Annotated in this window: 18 protein-coding genes and 2 tRNA genes; 18 read left to right on the forward strand and 2 right to left on the reverse strand. The window is 52.4% G+C overall.

The features are described from left to right. Positions 1 to 241: 241 nt before the first annotated feature. The 3 genes from lspA to MKY64_RS03370 all read left to right on the forward strand — a co-directional run bounded on the left by lspA (position 242) and on the right by MKY64_RS03370 (position 3,067). Entirely contained in the window at positions 242 to 745 is a 504-nt protein-coding gene (lspA, locus tag MKY64_RS03360; protein WP_076075971.1) for a signal peptidase II, read from the forward strand. Then, positions 738 to 1,712 carry an RluA family pseudouridine synthase gene (locus tag MKY64_RS03365; protein WP_036724243.1) on the forward strand — a complete coding sequence of 325 codons (975 nt, stop codon included), beginning with the start codon at positions 738 to 740 and terminating at the stop codon, positions 1,710 to 1,712. The genes lspA and MKY64_RS03365 overlap by 8 nt, the downstream gene beginning before the upstream one ends. A gap of 101 nt (positions 1,713 to 1,813) precedes the next feature. Next, positions 1,814 to 3,067: an LL-diaminopimelate aminotransferase gene (locus MKY64_RS03370; RefSeq protein ID WP_340950884.1), complete on the forward strand. Its 1,254-nt coding sequence runs from the start codon at positions 1,814 to 1,816 to the stop codon at positions 3,065 to 3,067. 311 nt (positions 3,068 to 3,378) lie between these two features. Here MKY64_RS03370 and MKY64_RS03375 read toward each other — a convergent pair whose 3' ends face one another. Continuing rightward, complete coding sequence (locus MKY64_RS03375) at positions 3,379 to 3,939, reverse strand: GNAT family N-acetyltransferase (protein ID WP_340950887.1); 561 nt, start codon at positions 3,937 to 3,939, stop codon at positions 3,379 to 3,381. Positions 3,940 to 4,632: 693 nt separating this feature from the next. On the opposite strand from MKY64_RS03375, the gene pyrR reads away from it, so the two are divergent. The 10 genes from pyrR to MKY64_RS03425 all read left to right on the forward strand — a co-directional run bounded on the left by pyrR (position 4,633) and on the right by MKY64_RS03425 (position 14,489). Continuing rightward, on the forward strand, positions 4,633 to 5,214 hold the full coding sequence (gene pyrR / locus MKY64_RS03380; protein WP_340950889.1) for a bifunctional pyr operon transcriptional regulator/uracil phosphoribosyltransferase PyrR: 582 nt from the start codon (positions 4,633 to 4,635) through the stop codon (positions 5,212 to 5,214). Between the two features lie 2 nt (positions 5,215 to 5,216). Next, positions 5,217 to 6,125 carry an aspartate carbamoyltransferase catalytic subunit gene (locus tag MKY64_RS03385; RefSeq protein ID WP_340950891.1) on the forward strand — a complete coding sequence of 303 codons (909 nt, stop codon included), beginning with the start codon at positions 5,217 to 5,219 and terminating at the stop codon, positions 6,123 to 6,125. 115 nt (positions 6,126 to 6,240) lie between these two features. Next, on the forward strand, positions 6,241 to 7,515 hold the full coding sequence (locus MKY64_RS03390) for a dihydroorotase (protein ID WP_445671688.1): 1,275 nt from the start codon (positions 6,241 to 6,243) through the stop codon (positions 7,513 to 7,515). A gap of 84 nt (positions 7,516 to 7,599) precedes the next feature. Continuing rightward, the gene (gene carA, locus MKY64_RS03395; RefSeq protein WP_339250166.1) at positions 7,600 to 8,781 is read left to right on the forward strand and encodes a glutamine-hydrolyzing carbamoyl-phosphate synthase small subunit; all 1,182 of its coding nucleotides are present in this window, start codon (positions 7,600 to 7,602) and stop codon (positions 8,779 to 8,781) included. Position 8,782: 1 nt separating this feature from the next. Beyond that, positions 8,783 to 12,004, forward strand: coding sequence for a carbamoyl-phosphate synthase large subunit (gene carB, locus MKY64_RS03400; protein ID WP_036724235.1), 3,222 nt, complete (start codon positions 8,783 to 8,785; stop codon positions 12,002 to 12,004). A gap of 189 nt (positions 12,005 to 12,193) precedes the next feature. Then, entirely contained in the window at positions 12,194 to 12,910 is a 717-nt protein-coding gene (gene pyrF, locus MKY64_RS03405; protein WP_340958006.1) for an orotidine-5'-phosphate decarboxylase, read from the forward strand. Beyond that, positions 12,907 to 13,548 carry an orotate phosphoribosyltransferase gene (gene pyrE / locus MKY64_RS03410; protein WP_036724234.1) on the forward strand — a complete coding sequence of 214 codons (642 nt, stop codon included), beginning with the start codon at positions 12,907 to 12,909 and terminating at the stop codon, positions 13,546 to 13,548. Before pyrF ends, pyrE begins: the two co-directional genes overlap by 4 nt. 494 nt (positions 13,549 to 14,042) lie before the next feature. Then, positions 14,043 to 14,207: a hypothetical protein gene (locus MKY64_RS03415; protein ID WP_019909365.1), complete on the forward strand. Its 165-nt coding sequence runs from the start codon at positions 14,043 to 14,045 to the stop codon at positions 14,205 to 14,207. A gap of 85 nt (positions 14,208 to 14,292) precedes the next feature. Next, a tRNA-Met gene (locus tag MKY64_RS03420) sits at positions 14,293 to 14,366 on the forward strand. Positions 14,367 to 14,415: 49 nt separating this feature from the next. Continuing rightward, positions 14,416 to 14,489 (forward strand) — tRNA-Ile (locus MKY64_RS03425). A 121-nt stretch (positions 14,490 to 14,610) separates the two neighbouring features. Here the strand turns inward: MKY64_RS03425 and MKY64_RS03430 are convergent. Further along, positions 14,611 to 15,225 (reverse strand): site-specific integrase, encoded by a 615-nt coding sequence (locus MKY64_RS03430; RefSeq protein WP_235191838.1) that lies wholly within the window; start codon positions 15,223 to 15,225, stop codon positions 14,611 to 14,613. Between the two features lie 386 nt (positions 15,226 to 15,611). Here MKY64_RS03430 and MKY64_RS03435 point away from each other — a divergent pair, with 386 nt between their 5' ends. The 5 genes from MKY64_RS03435 to MKY64_RS03455 all read left to right on the forward strand — a co-directional run bounded on the left by MKY64_RS03435 (position 15,612) and on the right by MKY64_RS03455 (position 19,043). Continuing rightward, positions 15,612 to 16,760 carry a YARHG domain-containing protein gene (locus MKY64_RS03435; RefSeq protein WP_340950896.1) on the forward strand — a complete coding sequence of 383 codons (1,149 nt, stop codon included), beginning with the start codon at positions 15,612 to 15,614 and terminating at the stop codon, positions 16,758 to 16,760. A gap of 157 nt (positions 16,761 to 16,917) precedes the next feature. Continuing rightward, on the forward strand, positions 16,918 to 17,721 hold the full coding sequence (locus MKY64_RS03440) for a phage tail sheath subtilisin-like domain-containing protein (RefSeq protein ID WP_340958008.1): 804 nt from the start codon (positions 16,918 to 16,920) through the stop codon (positions 17,719 to 17,721). A gap of 3 nt (positions 17,722 to 17,724) precedes the next feature. Further along, positions 17,725 to 18,168 carry a phage tail tube protein gene (locus MKY64_RS03445; RefSeq protein ID WP_340950897.1) on the forward strand — a complete coding sequence of 148 codons (444 nt, stop codon included), beginning with the start codon at positions 17,725 to 17,727 and terminating at the stop codon, positions 18,166 to 18,168. Positions 18,169 to 18,282: 114 nt separating this feature from the next. Then, complete coding sequence (locus MKY64_RS03450) at positions 18,283 to 18,561, forward strand: hypothetical protein (protein WP_036724232.1); 279 nt, start codon at positions 18,283 to 18,285, stop codon at positions 18,559 to 18,561. A 260-nt stretch (positions 18,562 to 18,821) separates the two neighbouring features. Further along, positions 18,822 to 19,043, forward strand: a complete 222-nt coding sequence (locus MKY64_RS03455; RefSeq protein ID WP_340950900.1) for a hypothetical protein — start codon at positions 18,822 to 18,824, stop codon at positions 19,041 to 19,043. The last annotated feature ends 66 nt before the right edge of the window (positions 19,044 to 19,109 follow it).

Here is a 19,109-nt window from a genome sequence, read left to right on the forward strand (position 1 = left end):
TCGGTAGCTAATCGCTGAAACGGTACCGTCCTTTAAAAGGATGGCAAAGCCGGTTCCGCTTGTACGGATAGCTTGGCCTCCGGGGCCCTTTTTTAGCGATGGCAAATAGTGCCCTGCCTTAACCGGCTTACCTGGTCATGCAATAGACGGGTTCTTGAGGCCTGTGCTACAATATACAAGTCTTTATACAGTATTCGTACCGCGTAGCCGCGGGAAAAATAAGAACGGAGTGACAACTTCTGTGGTGTACTTTCTGATTGCGCTAATTGTATTTCTGATTGACCAGGGTACCAAATATCTGATTGCCACCCGGCTGGAGCTCGCAGAGCAAATTCCGGTAATCAAGGATTTCTTCATTATTACGTCACACCGCAATCGTGGAGCCGCCTTCGGAATTCTGGAGGGGCAGCAGTGGTTCTTCATTGTGATTACAGTAATCGTTGTATGCGGAATCGTCTGGTACCTGAACAAGGCCCGCAAGACCCGCAAGCTGCTGCCTACCGCGCTGGCGCTTGTCCTTGGCGGAGCGATCGGTAACTTCCTGGACCGGATTCTTAACGGTGAGGTTGTGGATTTCCTCATGTTCAATTTCGGAAGCTATACGTTCCCGATCTTCAACGTGGCCGATTCCTGTATCGTGGTCGGGGTGGGTCTGATTATTCTGGACACGCTGCTGGAAGTGAAGGGCGAACAGGAAGTCACCGAGGTGAAGGAATCACAGGAAGTCAAAGAAGGGAATGAATGATTTGAACAAAGACGTCACAGAGCTGGCGGATTCAGGCGCCCTCGAGGAAGAAAGAGACGTCACCGAATGGATCGTTGCCGAGGGCAATGCGCGGGAGCGGATTGATAAATACGTTACAGAGGCCTTGGAAGACGAGATCTCGCGCTCCCAGGTTCAGCTATGGATCGGCAGCGGCCATGTTGTGGTGAACGGCTCGCCGGTCAAAGCGAACTACAAGCTGAATGAAGGCGATAAGGTAACCGTTACGGTGCCGGAACCCGAGGTTACGGACCTGATCGCACAGGATATTCCAATTGAAGTGGCTTATGAAGACAGTGATGTGATTGTGGTGAACAAGGCGCGCGGCATGGTCGTGCATCCGGCAGTAGGGCATCCCTCCGGCACTCTGGTCAATGCGCTGATGTATCACTGCAAGGATCTGTCCGGTATTAACGGCGAGATTCGTCCAGGCATTGTCCACCGGATCGACAAGGATACCTCTGGTCTGATTATGGCGGCCAAGAATGACGCCAGTCATGCTTCGCTGTCCGCCCAGCTTAAGGAGCACAGCGTGACTCGCCGCTATATCGCAGTGGTGCACGGCAATCTGTCTCATGACAAGGGAACCGTAGATGCTCCAATCGGCCGTGATCCGCATGACCGCAAGCTGTATACCGTAACCGAGAAGAACAGCAAGCGCTCCGTGACGCATTTTACCGTGCTGGAGCGGTTCGGTGACTGCACACTGCTGGAGCTTCAGCTTGAGACAGGACGCACGCACCAGATCCGTGTTCACATGAAATTCATCGGCCATCCGCTGGTGGGTGATCCGGTCTACGGGCGCAGCAAGGGAACTACTATGAACGGACAAGCCCTTCATGCAGCGGTACTCGGTTTTGTACATCCTTCTACAGGCGAGTACAAGGAGTTCAGCGCACCGATTCCGGCGGATATGGAAGAGCTTCTATTTACGCTGCGCAGCAGATAAGTACAAATCAATAGATTATAAATCCATGGTACACAGGCCGGATTTGCGTCATATTAAGAGCATAGCTTCACAATATAGGCCCAGGAGATGAATAGAAGATTATGAGCATTGAACAATATCAGGCGACATTCATTCAGACGAATTTTGCAGACCGCATCGGCGGCGAAGGATACGGCAAGGACACCTCCATCTACAAATTTGAGAAAATCAAACGCGCCAAAGCTTCGGCGAAGCAGGATTTTCCGAACATTGAACTGATCGACATGGGCGTCGGTGAGCCGGACGAAATGGCAGATGAAGGCATTGTGTCCAGACTTGCGCTGGAAGCGGCTAAGGAAGAGAACCGCGGTTACTCCGATAACGGTATTCCTGAATTTAAGGCGGCTGCGGCTGTGTATCTTAAGGAAGTTTTTCAGGTGGACGGAATTGACCCTGTAACGGAAATCGTGCATTCCATCGGCTCGAAGCCTGCACTGGCTATGCTGCCATCCGTATTCATTAATCCGGGCGATATCACGATCATGACCATTCCGGGTTATCCGGTGCTGGGCACCCATACCAAGTATCTGGGAGGACAAGTCTACTCTGTGGAGCTGAAGAAGGAGAACAACTTCCTGCCTGACCTGAGCTCCATTCCTGAAGAGGTAGCCCGCAAGGCGAAGCTGCTCTACCTCAATTATCCGAACAACCCTACCGGTGCAAGTGCCACGCCTGAATTCTTCAGCGAAGTAGTGGCCTGGGCCAAAAAATATGATGTAGTCGTCATCCATGACGCACCTTATGCTGCACTAACGTATGACGGCGTGAAGCCGCTGAGCTTCCTGTCCGTGCCTGGTGCCAAGGATGTTGGCGTTGAGCTGCACTCCCTGTCCAAGTCCTACAACATGACCGGCTGGAGAATCGGCTTCGTGGCCGGCAACCCGCTGATCGTGAAGGCGTTCAGTGATGTGAAGGACAACAATGATTCCGGCCAGTTCATCGCGATTCAAAAAGCTGCTGCGTTCGGCCTCTCTCATCCTGAGATTACCGAAGCGATTGCCGCCAAATACTCCCGCCGCCACAACATGCTGGTGGATGCGCTGAACAGCCTGGGCTTCAAGGCCGAGAAGCCGAAGGGCTCCTTCTTCCTCTATGTAGCCGCACCTAAGGGCGTCAAGGGCGGACGCCGCTTCGAATCCGGCGAGGATTTCTCGCAGTTCCTGATCCGCGAGAAGCTCATCTCCACCGTGCCTTGGGATGATGCCGGCGCGTTCGTGCGTTTCTCCGTGACCTTCGTGGCCAAGGGTGAGGAAGAGGAGAAGCGTGTCATCTCCGAAATCCAAAGACGTCTGAGCGACGTTGAATTTGAATTTTAAGTTTTGGTTTGAATGGGAGCCGCTGCGGAGAAATCTGCGGCGGTTTTTATTTGTCGCCGTCTATTTACTATGGTGATCGCCCGGCCTGCCTGGCCACCCGCCCCAATTTGTTGCACAAATTGCAACCTCGCACCGCTCAAACCAAGCCCGGACACGCAAATCCTGCACTTTTTACAACATTCCATTCGGTGATGATGAATCTTTGGCATGAATCCTGCAAAAACTGCAACAATTGGCCCAGCAGCACACAGGAGCGGGAGAATTCCTGCATAATGTGCAACATTAGAGCATCAGTAGAGCATCAGTGCAGCCTACCCTTTCCGGTAAGCAACCCGATGGAAAGCATTAATGTAACGAAACAGCGCTTCGCCGTCATCCGGCACATTCCCCGGTTCACCCAGCGGCAGCATCATGGCCTGATAAGGCTCCGGTACCATTCGATATTGATGCACATAAGAGGTCAGGACGAACCCGTTTCGCTCCCAGAAATGAATACGTTCCTTGTGCGATGCCGTAGCCCCCGATTCCGCTTCGATGATGATTCCCCAGATGCCGTGTTCCTGCACAGCCCAAGCTTTGATCTGCTCCAGCATCCAGGTCCCCGTTCCCTCTCCGCGCAATGCCTTATCCACCGCCAGGTAATCGATAATCAGGATCTTGTCCGCAGCTTGTCCCACAACACCCGTAACAGCCATCGCGACAACCACCCCCTGATGCACCCCCGCATGTAAGTAACCAATCCCCCGGTTCAGCATACTGCGCAGTATCCCCTTAGTCTTAGCCCCGCTCGGAAAAGCCTCATGGTAGATCCGCTTCATCCGTCCCCACCACGCTTCATCCCATTCTTCTATAGTAACAAACTCCATGTTCATGATTGTATTCGCCTCCAGCTTCATCATAGCAGAGGGAGCGCAGGAACAAAATTATCCAAAGGTTGGAGGGGAGGTTTCGCACTTCGTATTTAGAGTTGTTACGAAGTACTATCAGCGCAGCGCCATAGTGCCCCCTCTGCCTACCCCTCCCCCAAGGGGGATGGCAAGTCCTTATCTCTTGCACCGTTTAGGTGGAAGCGGCGGAGGGGATTTTGGAACTGTAGGAGCGGCAGCGTTCGCCTTTGTCTCCGGATTTAATCCGCTAAGCGGTTTATTCAAATCAATCTGGAGACAACAGCGACCGAAAGTCCAAAATCACCGCAGCCGCGCCCTTCACCTAAATGTCTGTGATCACCGCAGCCGCGCCCTTCACCTAAATTTCTTTTCCCTATCTGTCACCGTCTTCCCCCCACACTCCCGAATATAATTTGACATCCCCCCATCCATCTGTCATAATTCCCTATAGTTGAATAGCGCCTTTAATTCAGTCCCGTGAGGCTGGCAAGGTAACGTGAATCGAGGTTCGCGTCATGAAAGAAGGAATCCGTAGGAGTACGGAGGGTCTTTTTATGCGCGCGGACACGCCATCTTTTTGAATCTGCGGATTTCACTCCTTGCCTGCTTTGGGCAAGGAGTTTTTTAGTTTATCCGGGGAACTTGAACAGGCGATCAAGCAGGGGGATGGCAAAGAGGATGGTTACTGAAAAAAATGTCATTATGGACGAAACGGCGATTCGCCGGGCACTGTCACGCATTGCACATGAGATTTTGGAGAAAAACAAGGGTATCGAGAATTGCTTGCTGGTCGGCATCCGCACCCGGGGGATCTACCTGGCTCAGCGGATCGCGGAGCGCATTAAGGAAATTGAGGGCGTGGACATCCCATACGGGGAGCTGGACATTACCCATTACCGCGATGACCGCGAAGGCGACGGGGACAACCGGGAAGCGATGGACAAGACGGTTGTGAACAGCAACCTGATCCTGCCTGCCGGCACCAGCGGCACCCGGGACAAGAAAGTGATCCTGTTCGACGATGTACTGTACACCGGAAGAACGATCCGCGCGGCAATGGATGCGCTGATGGATTGCGGACGGCCCCGGATGATCCAGCTGGCTGTACTGGCTGACCGAGGCCACCGGGAGCTGCCGATCCGCCCCGACTACATCGGCAAGAACGTACCCACCTCCAGGCATGAGCAGATTGAAGTGTCCCTGAGCGAATACGACGGCAAGGACGAGGTGTACATTATTTCAAACCGGGAGGAACGATAACAATGATGACGGCAACTAAGGTGAAGGAACGCAGTCTGCTGGGGATGAAGGAGCTGGCGGAGTCGGAGATTACCCAGCTGTTAGACAGAACAGCCTACTGGGATAATCAGAGCGAGAAGCTCACGCCGGTGCTGAGAGCCCATTTTGTTGCCAATATGTTCTTCGAGAATAGTACCAGAACCCGCTTTTCCTTCGAGATGGCCGAGAAACGCCTGGGTGTACAAGTACTGAACTTCACGGCTGCGGCCTCCAGTGTCGAGAAGGGCGAGTCCATCTATGATACAGTGCGCACACTGGAGTCAATGGGCATCGATGCCGGAGTGGTCCGGCTGAAGCCTGCCGGTGTGCTGCAACAGCTTGCCGAGAAGGTAGGCATACCGTTGATCAATGCCGGGGACGGCAACAACGAGCATCCGACGCAGGCGCTGCTGGATCTGTACACGATGCGCAAGCATTTTGGCGGACTGAAGGGCTTGAAGGTCTCGATTATCGGGGATATTATGCACAGCCGGGTAGCGCGGTCCAATCTCTGGGCACTCACCAAAATGGGGGCAAGCGTGCAGTTCTGCGCACCGGCAAATATGCAGGCTTCTGAGCTTGCGGCCTACGCTCCATATGTGTCTATGGAAGAAGCGTTGAAAGCGGATGTGGTCATGATGCTGAGGGTGCAGCTGGAGCGGCATGCTTCGGGCATTATTTTATCAGCCGAGCAGTACCGGGAGCACTTCGGGCTGACCGAGGAACGGGCATCGAGGCTGGACCCGGCAACGATCATCATGCACCCGGCGCCGGTCAACCGCAATGTGGAGATCGACGATGCGGTGGTGGAGAGCAGCCAGTCCCGGATTTTCCCGCAGATGGCGAACGGAGTGCCGGTACGGATGGCTGTCATGGAGCGGGCGCTGCAGTAGCAGAAAAAAACCTCACATAAGCGTATTAATAAATATACACAAAGATGAATTTTTATTATATAATAACTACAGAGCTTACGGCTGCGGCCGGAAGGCACAAAGGAGAATCCTAACCGTGATCATCAAAAATGCCAGTGTACTGAACGAAGAAGGCGTGCTGGAGCGCAAGCATATTGTTGTGCAGGACGGAATTATCTCGAAGATTCAGGATGCCGCCGAGGCGGTAGAGGAAGCCGGCGAGACCGTTGAAGCGGATGGTAAGCTGCTGATTCCGGGACTGATTGATATGCATGTGCACTTACGTGAACCGGGGTTCGAGCATAAGGAAACGATTGAGACCGGCGCACGTTCGGCAGCCAAAGGCGGATTCACAACGATTGCCTGCATGCCGAATACACGCCCGGTAACAGACAGTGCAGAGATCGTACAGCTCGTGAAGGATAAGGCGCGCGAAGCGGGACTAGTTAAGGTGCTGCCTTATGCGGCCATTACCAAGAATGAGCTGGGACGCGAGCTGACGGATTTTGCGGCACTCAAGGAAGCGGGAGCGATCGGCTTCACCGATGACGGTGTAGGCGTACAGAGCGCGCAGATGATGAAGGATGCGATGAAGCTGGCGAAGGGACTGGATATGCCGGTGATTGCCCACTGTGAGGATAACTCGCTGGTGGAAGGAGCGCCGGTAGCCGAAGGCACTTTTGCCGACAAGCATGGCCTGAAGGGAATTCCGAACGAATCGGAAGCCATTCATGTAGGCCGTGACATTCTGCTGTCTGAAGCAACGGGTGTTCACTATCATGTGTGCCATGTCAGCACCGAGCAGTCGGTCCGGCTGATCCGCCAGGCGAAGCAAATTGGCATTAAGGTGACCGCCGAGGTATGCCCGCATCATCTGCTGCTCTCGGAGGAGGATATTCCGGGCATGGACGCCAATTGGAAAATGAATCCGCCGCTGCGCTCGCGCCGTGACGTTGAGGCCTGCATTGAAGGGCTGCTGGACGGCACGCTGGATATCATCGTGACCGACCATGCCCCGCACAGCGAGGAAGAGAAAGCCAAAGGCATGCAGCTTGCACCGTTTGGCATCGTCGGCTTTGAGACGGCCTTCCCGCTGCTGTATACCGCTTTTGTGGCCACAGGCAAATGGGATCTGTCCCTGCTGGTGCGGCGGATGACCGCTGATCCGGCCCGGGTGTTCAGACTGAATACAGGCAGCCTTACCGTTGGGGCTCCTGCGGATCTGACCCTGATTGACTTGAATGAAGAGAAGGAAGTAGATCCTGCAACGTTTGCGAGCAAGGGTCGCAATACACCTTTTACCGGATGGAAGCTTAAGGGCTGGCCGGTGAAGACCTGGGTAGACGGCAGAGCCGTATGGAGTGAGGCTTAACAGAAGTAAGCAGTAGCCCATGCAGCCCGGCTGCATGGCTGTGACATAAGAATCAGACTACAGAAACAAGAAGGAGTGGAAGGCATGCAGGCGAGATTGCTGCTTCAGGACGGAACACTGTTTACAGGCACCGCATTTGGCGCGGAAGGCGAGAAGACGGGCGAGGTTGTTTTTAACACAGGAATTACAGGCTATCAGGAGGTACTATCGGACCCTTCGTACTGTGGGCAGATCGTCACCATGACGTATCCGCTGATCGGGAATTACGGTATCACCCGTGATGACTTCGAGTCCGTTCGCCCTTTTGTACACGGCTTTGTGGTGCGGCGTCACGAATCCGTACCCAGCAACTGGCGTGCTGAATACAGTGTAGACGATCTGCTGAAGGAATATGACATTCCCGGCATCAGCGAGATTGATACCCGTATGCTTACCCGCATTATCCGCCACTATGGCACCATGAAGGCAATCCTCACCACTTCGAACAAGCGTGTGGAAGAATTGATGGAGATGATGGGTGACACGACCATTGAAGAGCTGCGCAATCAGGTTGCACGTACCTCAACTACAGCAGCCTACAGCAGCCCGGGCACCAAAGAACGCATCGTGCTGGTCGATTACGGCGCGAAGACCGGTATTCTGCGCGAGCTGAACAACCGCGGCTGTGATGTGGTGGTTGTCCCTCATGATGTCACCGCAGACGAGATCCGCCGCCTGAACCCTGATGGCATTCAGCTCTCGAATGGCCCTGGAGACCCGAAGGATGTGCCTTATGCGGTACAGACGATCTCCGAGCTGCTCGGCGAATACCCGATCTTCGGGATCTGCCTGGGACACCAGCTGTTCGCCCTGGCCTGCGGCGCCGACACCGAGAAGCTCAAGTTCGGCCATCGCGGCGGGAATCACCCGGTGAAAGAGCTGGAGAGCGGACGCTGCTTCATCACCTCACAGAACCATGGATACACTGTGAATGAGGAATCCATTGCCAGTACAGACCTGGAAGTTACCCATATCAATAACAATGACAAGACCGTTGAAGGACTGAAACATACCCGCTACCCCGCTTTTTCGGTGCAGTACCATCCGGAAGCGGCGCCGGGACCGCATGACAGCAGTTATCTGTTCGACCGCTTCCTGCAGCTGATTGCAGACCACAAGGCGCAGCGGCCGGCCGGATCGCGTCAGGCGCAGCTTGCAGCGAATGCCAGAATCACGGCACCGAAATCAACCGCACCCCAGCTTGAAGCCGTGAAAGGAGCTCTCTAACATGCCTAAGAACAACAAACTCAAAAAAATTCTGGTTATCGGCTCCGGACCGATCGTTATTGGTCAAGCTGCCGAATTCGACTATGCAGGCACTCAGGCCTGCCAGGCCCTTAAGGAAGAGGGCGTCGAGGTCGTGCTGATCAACAGCAACCCGGCGACGATTATGACCGATACCAATATGGCTGACAAAGTATACATCGAGCCGATTACGCTGGAATTCGTGACTGGCATTATCCGTCAGGAGCGTCCAGACGGGCTGCTGCCGACACTCGGCGGACAGACCGGCCTGAACATGGCTGTAGAGCTGGCCCGTGCCGGAGTCCTAGAGCAAGAGAAAGTGAAGCTGCTGGGTACACAGCTTGAATCCATCGAGAAAGCGGAGGACCGCGATTTGTTCCGCGAGCTGATGCGCGAGCTGGATCAGCCGGTGCCGGAAAGTGCGATTATTACCAGTGTGGAAGAAGCTCTGGGCTTCGCCGCAGGAATCGGCTATCCGCTGATCGTTCGTCCTGCCTACACGCTGGGCGGAACAGGGGGCGGAATCTGCGACAACGAAGAAGAGCTGCGCGAGACCGTCAAGGCCGGTATCCGTTACAGCCCGATCGGCCAGTGTCTGGTCGAGAAGAGCATCGCCGGCATGAAGGAAGTCGAATATGAGGTTATGCGTGATGCGAACGACAACTGTATCGTGGTCTGCAACATGGAGAACTTTGATCCGGTGGGCGTACATACGGGCGACAGTATCGTAGTGGCCCCGAGCCAGACGCTGTCTGACCGTGAATATCAGATGCTGCGCAGCGCTTCGTTGAAGATTATCCGCGCTCTGAATATTGAAGGCGGCTGTAACGTTCAGTTCGCCCTGGACCCGCAGAGCTACCAGTATTATGTGATCGAAGTGAATCCGCGTGTCAGCCGCTCCTCGGCGCTGGCGTCGAAGGCGACCGGCTATCCGATTGCCAAGATGGCCGCGAAGATCGCTCTCGGCTACACGCTGGATGAAATCGTCAATCCGGTGACTGGACAGACCTACGCCTGCTTCGAGCCTACACTGGACTATATCGTCAGCAAAATCCCGCGCTGGCCGTTCGACAAGTTCATCTCGGCGAACCGCAAGCTGGGTACACAGATGAAGGCGACCGGTGAAGTGATGGCGATCGGCCGTACCTTTGAAGAGTCGATTCACAAGGCCATCCGCTCACTGGAGATCGGTGTCCACCGTTTCCGTCTGCCGGGAGCGGAACTGCTTGAAGAGAGTGTGCTGCGCTATAGACTTGCCAAGCCGGATGATGAGCGCCTGTTCCTGATCGCGGAAGCCTTCCGCCGCGGCTATGAGCTGCAGGAGATTCAGGATATTACGAATGTGGACTGGTGGTTCCTCTCCAAGATCGAAGGGCTCGTGAGCTTCGAGGACGAGATCCGTGCCGAAGAGACACTGTCTGCTGACATACTGTATCAGGCCAAACGTAAGGGCTTCACAGACCGGGCGATTGCCGAGATCCGTGCCGAAGGCCGTCCAGGCGGGGCATTCACCAAGGAGGCGGAAGTGCGTGTGCTGCGTCTGCAGCAAGGGCTGGTTCCGGTCTTCAAAATGGTCGATACCTGCGCCGCAGAATTTGAGGCTTCAACGCCATACTATTACTCCACCTATGAGACCGAAAATGAGGTCATTCATTCCGATAAGCAGAAGGTCATTGTACTCGGCTCCGGTCCGATCCGTATCGGCCAGGGAATTGAGTTCGACTACTCTACGGTACATGCGGTATGGGCCATACAGAAGGCTGGCTACGAAGCTGTAATTATCAATAACAATCCAGAGACCGTATCGACGGATTTCAATACCTCGGACCGCCTGTACTTTGAGCCGCTGTTCTTCGAGGATGTCATGAACGTGATTGCCCAGGAGAATCCGATCGGAGTCATCGTACAGTTCGGCGGACAGACCGCGATTAACCTGGCTGCACCGCTTGCTGCTGCGGGCGTGAACATTCTGGGTACCAGCCTTGAGAGCATCGACGAAGCTGAGAACCGCAAGAAGTTCGAAGCGCTGCTGGCCCGTCTGGATATCGCACAACCTAAAGGCAAGACCGTAATCAATATTGATGAGGCTGTCGAAACGGCGCAGGCGCTGGGCTATCCGGTGCTGGTTCGACCATCGTATGTCCTGGGCGGACGCGCCATGGAGATTGTCTACAACGACACAGAGCTGCTGAGCTACATGGTTGAAGCGGTAAAAGTGAATCCGGAGCATCCGGTGCTGATCGACCGTTACATGCTTGGCAAGGAAGTGGAAGTGGACGCTATCTGCGACGGAGAGACGGTTGTCATTCCGGGCATCATGGAGCATGTGGAACGCGCAGGGGTTCACTCCGGCGACTCCATCGCTGTCTACCCGCCGCAATATCTGGATGAAGGTCTGAAGCAGAAGATTGCCGAGATCACGATCAAGATTGCCAAGGAGCTCAAGACCATCGGGCTGGTGAACATCCAGTTCGTCATTTATCAGAACGAGGTCTATGTCATTGAAGTGAATCCGCGCTCCTCGCGTACGGTTCCGTTCCTGAGCAAGGTGACCGGTATTCCGATGGCGAACCTGGCGACCAAGATCATTCTTGGCGGCAAGCTGAAGGAAGACGGGTACACCGAAGGCCTGTGGCCGGAGAGCGATTATGTGTCGGTCAAAGTGCCGGTGTTCTCTTTTGCCAAGCTGCGCAGAGTCGAGCCTACGCTCGGACCGGAGATGAAATCCACCGGTGAGGTCATGGGCCGCGATAAGCTGTATGCCAAGGCGCTCTACAAGGGGCTAATCGGCGCAGGCATGAAGATCCCGGCTACCGGGGCAATCATTGTAACTGTAGCCGACAAAGACAAGGCTGAAGCAGTTGAGCTGATGAAGGGCTTCCATGCCATGGGCTATAAAATCATCGCCACCGGCGGTACGGCAGCTGCGCTGGAGCAGGCCGGGCTGAACGTGATGAACGTTAACAAGCTGGATGAAGGCGAGCCGACCATCCTGGATCTGATCCGCGGCGGTCAAGCGAACTTCGTCTTCAATACACTGACCAAGGGCAAAACGCCTGAGCGTGACGGATTCCGCATCCGCCGTGAAGCGGTAGAGAATGGCGTCGTATGTATGACCTCGCTCGATACGGTAACGGCGCTGCTGAGAATGCTGCAGACGATTAACTTCTCGTCCCAGTCGATGCCTGCTTTTGTCGGACAATAAGATAGAGGGTGAGGCAGCTGTAAGAGGCTGCTACAGGAACGGTTTGCGTTAGCGCAGACCGTTCACCTATGCCCGGGACCTGGAAATGTTGCCAGATAACAATGAGAGAGGGTTGACTTTGTGGAGCAGACTTCAGCAGCACAGCAGCATGAACATGAGAACATCGGACAGGTAGAGAAGCGTAATGAAATGGCCGGACGCCTGATGGTCGCCTTGGATTATCCGAATGCAGACCAGGCGCGGGCGCTGATCGAACAGCTCGAAGGCATTCCCTGTTATATAAAGGTGGGAATACAGCTGTTCTATGCAGCCGGACCTGATTTCATCCGGGAACTGAAGGAGCGCGGATATTCGGTATTCCTCGATGTTAAAATGCACGATATCCCCAACACCGTAAAGGGCGGGGCAGAGAGCTTGACTCTGCTTGGCGTTGATATGTTCAACGTACATGCCGCCGGAGGAGCTGCCATGATGGCTGCTGCCGTGGAAGGAGCGGCCCAGGCGGTCAGCCTGAAGCCCTCGTTGCACATGCCGCTGATCATTGCAGTAACCCAGCTTACCAGCACCAGTCAGGAAGTGATGAACCGGGAAATCGGCATAGCCGGACCTGTGACCGATGCAGTGGTGCGTTACGCCAAGCTTGCCGCGGAAGCAGGCCTGCATGGAGTCGTAGCCTCGCCGCAGGAATCCCTGGTGATTGCCGAAGCCTGCGGACCAGAGTTCCGCACGGTTACCCCGGGTATACGGCCCGCCGGGGCATCCCTGGACGACCAGTCCCGGGTCATGACTCCGAGGCAGGCTATCCGCCAAGGCAGCCACTACCTGGTAGTAGGCCGGCCGATTACAGCAGCGGCAGATCCGCGAGCAGCAGCACTGACTATTATTGAGGAGATGAGCCAAGCATGAGCATATTAGAGAATCGAAGTGAACAGGTCGCCAGTCATTTGCTGGAGATCGGAGCCGTAGCCCTGCGCCCGCAGGAGCCGTTCACCTGGACCTCCGGCATCAAATCACCGATCTACTGCGATAACCGTCTGACCATGGCCTTCCCGGCTGTCCGCAATTACATTGCGGAGGCCTTCGCAGAGCTGATCAGAACCAGCTACCCGGACGCCGAGGTGATTGCCGGGACAGCAACCGCCGGTATCCCGCATGCGGCCTGGGTGGCCGATAAACTCGGTCTGCCGATGGCTTACATCCGGGACAAGGCCAAGGGCCACGGCAAGCAGAACCAGATCGAAGGACTCATCAAGCCCGGCCAGAAGGTGGTCGTGATCGAGGACCTGATCTCCACTGGCGGCAGCTCCATCAAGGCCGCGCAAGCCGTACAGGAAGCAGGCGGCCTCCCGCTGGCCGTGCTGGCCATCTTCAGCTACGAGCTGGACCGTGCCGTAGAAGCCTTCGCTGCGGCGGAGCTTCCGCTCCAGAGCCTGTCCAACTACAGCACGCTCATTGACGTAGCGCTGGCTCAAGGCAAGATTGCTGAGAGCGATGTAGCGCTGCTGCAATCCTGGCGCAAGGACCCTGCCGCCTTCGGCGTGTAAGGGCTAGGAAAAGGCGCAGGAAATGAGTAGAGGGTACGTAAAGATAAACATAAAGCGTAAGCGTAGAGCGTATAGAATGCATAGAAGAAGCTTTGTCCCCTTTGCCGGGGGACGGGGCTTCTTTTTTAATGCTTTAATTAGTTTTTGGGCTCTTAGGGAAAAGAAGTGGAAAAACAGCATCTATTCACTGGCCCAGCACACTTATAGAGGATTTAGTTGGAAAAAATACACTTGTTGAAACCTGAAATGGACAATAACGCAGATACTGCCAGAACTAAATGTCCTTAATCCACTTATTTCCTTTGAAAAGGCGATTTCCGCCCAAGCAATTGTATAAAATCCAACTATTTCCCTCAACGGCTCATTACAATTAGCTGCATACGGGCAGAAATTGCCATCCGCTCCGCTGAGCAATCCTCTAATTTTCTTGCAAAACTGGGCATGATAAATAGCACCGGGACATATATTATTGCGATGAAGGAGAAGAGGGTATCATGAATTGGATCTATTTTGCCAAGTTGTTCAGGACCAGATTTCAAGCGGGCTGCCTTGCCAAAAGACTGGAGCAGGACGGCTGGATCTATGGGTATCATGATCCGCGTTTTGTCGAAATATACCGTTCGCGCAAGGGCCGTTATGGAGTTCGTTTTCTGCCTTAGCCAGAAAAACCAAAATCATCCTTGACTTTATCCATGGCTATATTGTATATTATCTATTGTCGCTGTTTAAATAATTATTAACTGACGCGGGGTGGAGCAGCCCGGTAGCTCGTCGGGCTCATAACCCGAAGGCCGCAGGTTCAAATCCTGCCCCCGCAATTACCTTATTACACCGGACAGCACTTGTATAATACGGATATCCTAGTCCGGGCCCTTAGCTCAGTTGGTTAGAGCGGTCGGCTCATAACCGATTGGTCACAGGTTCGAGTCCTGTAGGGCCCACTTCACTTAAACCCTTACTCTGTAAGGGTTTTTTGCTGTATGTAGGCTCGTAGGAGCGAATATGCTTGAGTGGGAAAGGCCGTATTTTTTAGCTTGCTTACGGATTTGCTAACGAAGATTTTTATTCTACAGTTTCAAGCTGTTTTTCTGCGAATTTATTGAGTTCACTTTCAATTCTGTCAACGGCCTCTTCTTGCATGATTGGCGACAGAAGTGAGTACCTCTCATTAAACATCGCTGGAGTCATTCCCAGACGTTCGGCGGCAACCTTAGGATTTATTCCAATCGCTAGTAGAAATGAAGCATGGGTGTGACGCTGATCATGGAACCGTATCTTCTTGACCCCTGCTTTACGAATAAGAACATCCATGCCCTCTGTGATTCGCTTCGGCTTAATATAACCTCCTCCAGGATAACAGCCTACCAGGTCATTGTCCTCGTAGGCTTCCCCATAATCCTTCTTGTAGGCTTCGATTTGTGAATAGCGCTCCTGAAGATCGTCAATAATATTCTGAAAGAGCTTGACCCGCCGGATCACCAAGCCATCCCGTGTCCAATTCGCTGTCTGAATAACCTTCAGCTCTTTCTTCTCAAAATCGATATCTTTCCACCGCAGCCCCAGAATTTCACCGCGCCGCATTCCAGTGTAAATTGCTAATGAAAAAGCAATGTAGTGAACATGATGCTTTGAGGATTGCAAAAACTGAGTAAATTCTTCAATGGTCCAGAACTGCATTTCTTTTTGTTCATTTCCATTACTTTGCTCCGCATGGACACCTTACTCATGATGTCTTCTGCCAGTAACCCCGATTCTGTATATGCAAGCCTGAGCGCGCGTTTCAGCACTCCGTGAATGTTCTTCACATAATCCTTTGATGTTACGTGGAGTTAATGCCTGCAAATTTCCAGACTAATCTCCGTTTTGTTAATATGCATTAAAGTGGAGGGGGTGATCATTAAGCTAACGGGAGGATAGCGAACATTTAAAATCAAAAGCGATACAAACAGTTGCGGACCTTCAGAGATGGAAGATTCGTTTTTTCTATACGCAGATTCCACTTTATGGTATATTTATATGCGTTTATCATATCGAATTCAGATGACGAAGTGGGTGTAAACAAAATGGATTTTCGGAAGTTTTTGCTTATATATGGGGTGATTATCCTGTCTTTAATCTTTTCTGGCTGTACTTATACGAAAAAAGAGAAGGGTGCTGAAGGTGGGGATGGTAAGCTAGTTGCAGCAAGTGAAACAACTGGTGTTCCTTCCACTGTGGTAACACGGGATTATACTCTGAAGGACAGCTCGAACTCGGTGCTGTCCCCGGAAAAGATCGGCAGCCTGGACAACCATATACTGGAGCTTGCGCGCAACGAGATATTTGCAAGGCATGGGTATGTATTCAAGCGGAAGGATTTGCAGGACTACTTTGCCGCCAAGCCTTGGTATCATGCAGACTCTACTTACAAGGAGCATCTTAACCCGACGGAGAAACAGAACGTTGCGTTACTTCATGAATACGAAGCCAAATATGCTGCCTATAAGCTCGAACCTGCCCACATAAATGACGTCCATTTACGGGGTTACACAGGCGATTCGGGCTTTAAACAGAAGAAGATGAAAGTGGATCTGAACGGAGATGGTAGTGAAGAAGAAATCCAGTTAATCCCTCCTGAAACGGAATTAGGGGCTTTCAAGCTGAAGGTGAAGGACATCACGATGGAGGTGGGCAGTGAGCTGCTTCCTTATCTTGATATTGTCGATTTGGATATTGACGATCAATATTTTGAGATTGCACTTCAAATGGATTCGCAAATGGATTTTCTACGATCAACATCTTTCTATGCCTATGACGGTGAAACCCTAAAGCAGATAGGTGAACTTCCCGGTTTCTCGGCACACAGCTCGATGTTTGACGGCCATGGACGAGTGGTCAGCGCAAAAGAAAGCAAGGATTTTCAAACCTGGTTCCGTGAATTGGTATTTCATCTGGATAACGAACATGCTCTTCATGAAGAGCACCAGGACTTTTATCCGATGGAACCACCGACGCCTTTAACGATCAAAAAGGAAATTACCGTGAAGTTTCATAAAGATGATACGGGCGAAACCTTTTCGCTGAAACCCGATGACAACGTAAAATTTCTGGGTGATGACAAACTCGGCCATATCAAGTTTCAAACTAGCACGGGGAAGGAAGTCTGGTACACAATGAGCGATAAGGATGTGGACTATAGTGATTTTTTTGACGGGTTGATTTTATATGATTAGACGGAGAATGGCGTTCTGGACCCGTTGTAAAAGTCGGTTTGGACAATTATTTAATCTCACACGTGATCGGATTGACGAGTAATCAACTGTTTAACGGGACACGATAGTTTAAAAAACAGCGGTAGTATAGGACGGTGGAGTCACCGGTACCGCAGCCATTACTGCAGCAAACTGGAGCGGAGTCTTCAACCGGATCGACGGCTTGGTGTTTGATGTCGTCTATCTGCCGTCCTCCGAGGCGGCGGTACAAGCAGCGGCCAAGCAGTGGCTGCTGGATCGCCGGACCAAGGCGCGCAAGCTGGCGCAACTAGTTATTGCTGGTGCCGCTTCTGCAGACGACGACATCGAGATCCATAATACCCGCAGCCGTGCTGCAAATGCCCGCTTTATTATTAATTGTTCTCTGGCCGGTGAACATACCAACGGTAAGACCTATGACTCTCTTCGGTGGGCTGCGTGGGTGGCTGGGCTGGTCGCGGGCACGCCGGCGAATCGGTCCTTTACAGGTGTTAAGGTGCCAATGACACAGGCTAAGGTGGACTGGAGCCATTCGGAGGTATTGAAGGGTTTGTCTGAAGGAACCCTGATGGCCACGCGAGACGGTTACGACTACATTATCGAGTCTGCTGTGAACACCCTGACCACGCTGGGAGCTGGGGAGCGGGAGGACTTCGGGAAGATCCGCGTGTCGATGACAATCGACCAGATCTTGAACGACATCTACGCTGCCGGTAAAGCCAATAAGGCCAAGCTGGACAATGACAAGGATGGCCGAGGGTTGTTCATTGCTGCGGTTGTCAGTTATTTGAAGGTGCGGGCGCTACAGAAGGCTATCGGTGATGAATTCACTTTTACTGAGCACCTGACAAAGGTGAGCGACGCAGATTACGCATACTTTTCCCTGTCGGCAAAGCCGCTCGATGCGATTGATATCTTTAATATTGATTGGGAGGTGGCGTAATCCATGGAACGCGAGCTGATTGGCCGTAATTTATCGGTGGAGGATGATAATGGAGATTCAATTCAAACGATCAATGAAGTGGAAGTTATTCTGAAGCCGGAGACACTGGATATTATCCGTTCGCGGAAGATGTCCAAGACGAAGCAGATTGTTGGGTATGAAATTACGGTAAAACTGGTGATGTCGAAGTTGGAGTCTGCCCTTCGTTACCGCCTTCTGGCTGACTTCAAGGCGGGAAAGACCATGTTCCTGGACCGAATCACCGGCTCACTTGAGGATATGCAAACTGGGAATGTGGAACGGGTGATGATCAGCGGCGTGCATATTCATGATGAGATGGATCTCCTGGTGGCGAAGATCGACGACAATAACGGAATCGACATTACGCTTTCCGGTACCGCAAATGATTTTGATTTCATTGAGCAGTTCCCAGCTTATATGGCATAAAGATGGTTGCTTCAGTGATTTAATCGGTTTATGATTTGATCAAGGAAAAATAAGGGGTGAATCAATGAAATTACTGGACGGACTCTAGCTTCCCTGAAGGAGGTTAGAGTTGATTTGAGTAGAAGTATTAAGAAAACACCCGTATGTAAAGAGCAGGCAAGTCGTTGGATCAAACGGCAGGCAAGCAAGGCTGTAAGAAGATATCCTCATGACATTTCATTTGGAAAATCCTATAGAAAGATTTTTTCTTCTTGGGATATCAGTGATTGGTGGTTCTACACACCGTACAAAAAGGCAGTTAATGAGTGGGAAACTACTCACAAGACTTGGCGTAAACAGGTGAGTTTTCAAGAAATGACTTTCCAATGGGCTAAGAGCTTTAAACGAAAATAGTAAAAGAGTCGTTGGCAGGGAAGCGCCAGCGACTTTTTTGCATTCTAATACAAAAATATGGAGGTCTTTTGCATGACCGCTAAATTAGAAAAATATCTATCCAAGGGCAAAACAGGTAGGAACGATGAACCATCACGGTACCAGCAGACGGAGAGGATTGGTCAGTACGCCGCCTGACTACCATTGAGGTACGCCGGGCCTATGAGCTGGCTTATGAAGAGAACGGCGATCCGAAAGAGTCTTATAACGAGATCGATGTGATGATCGTCAAGGCAACGGAGCACGAATTTGATTGGAATAACAAGGATTTGCTGCTGGCTTTCAATTGTATCAATAAGTATGAGCTGCCGCCGCGCATCCTGGACAACCCTGCTGATTATGCGGAGCTGAGCAAAGCAGTGACCAAGTTCCAGGAGACAAAGGATGCATTATTGAAAGAAGCAAAAAACTCATCAAGCAAGACGGAGAAGCAAGCTGGATAGCATCCTTTTGGATAAACCAGAAGCGGCTGCCAGCTGAGGTCCTTCCGTATGAGGTAGATAAACAGC

Source organism: Paenibacillus sp. FSL R7-0210 (assembly GCF_038009085.1).
Taxonomy (GTDB): Bacteria; Bacillota; Bacilli; order Paenibacillales; family Paenibacillaceae; genus Paenibacillus_AQ; species Paenibacillus_AQ silagei.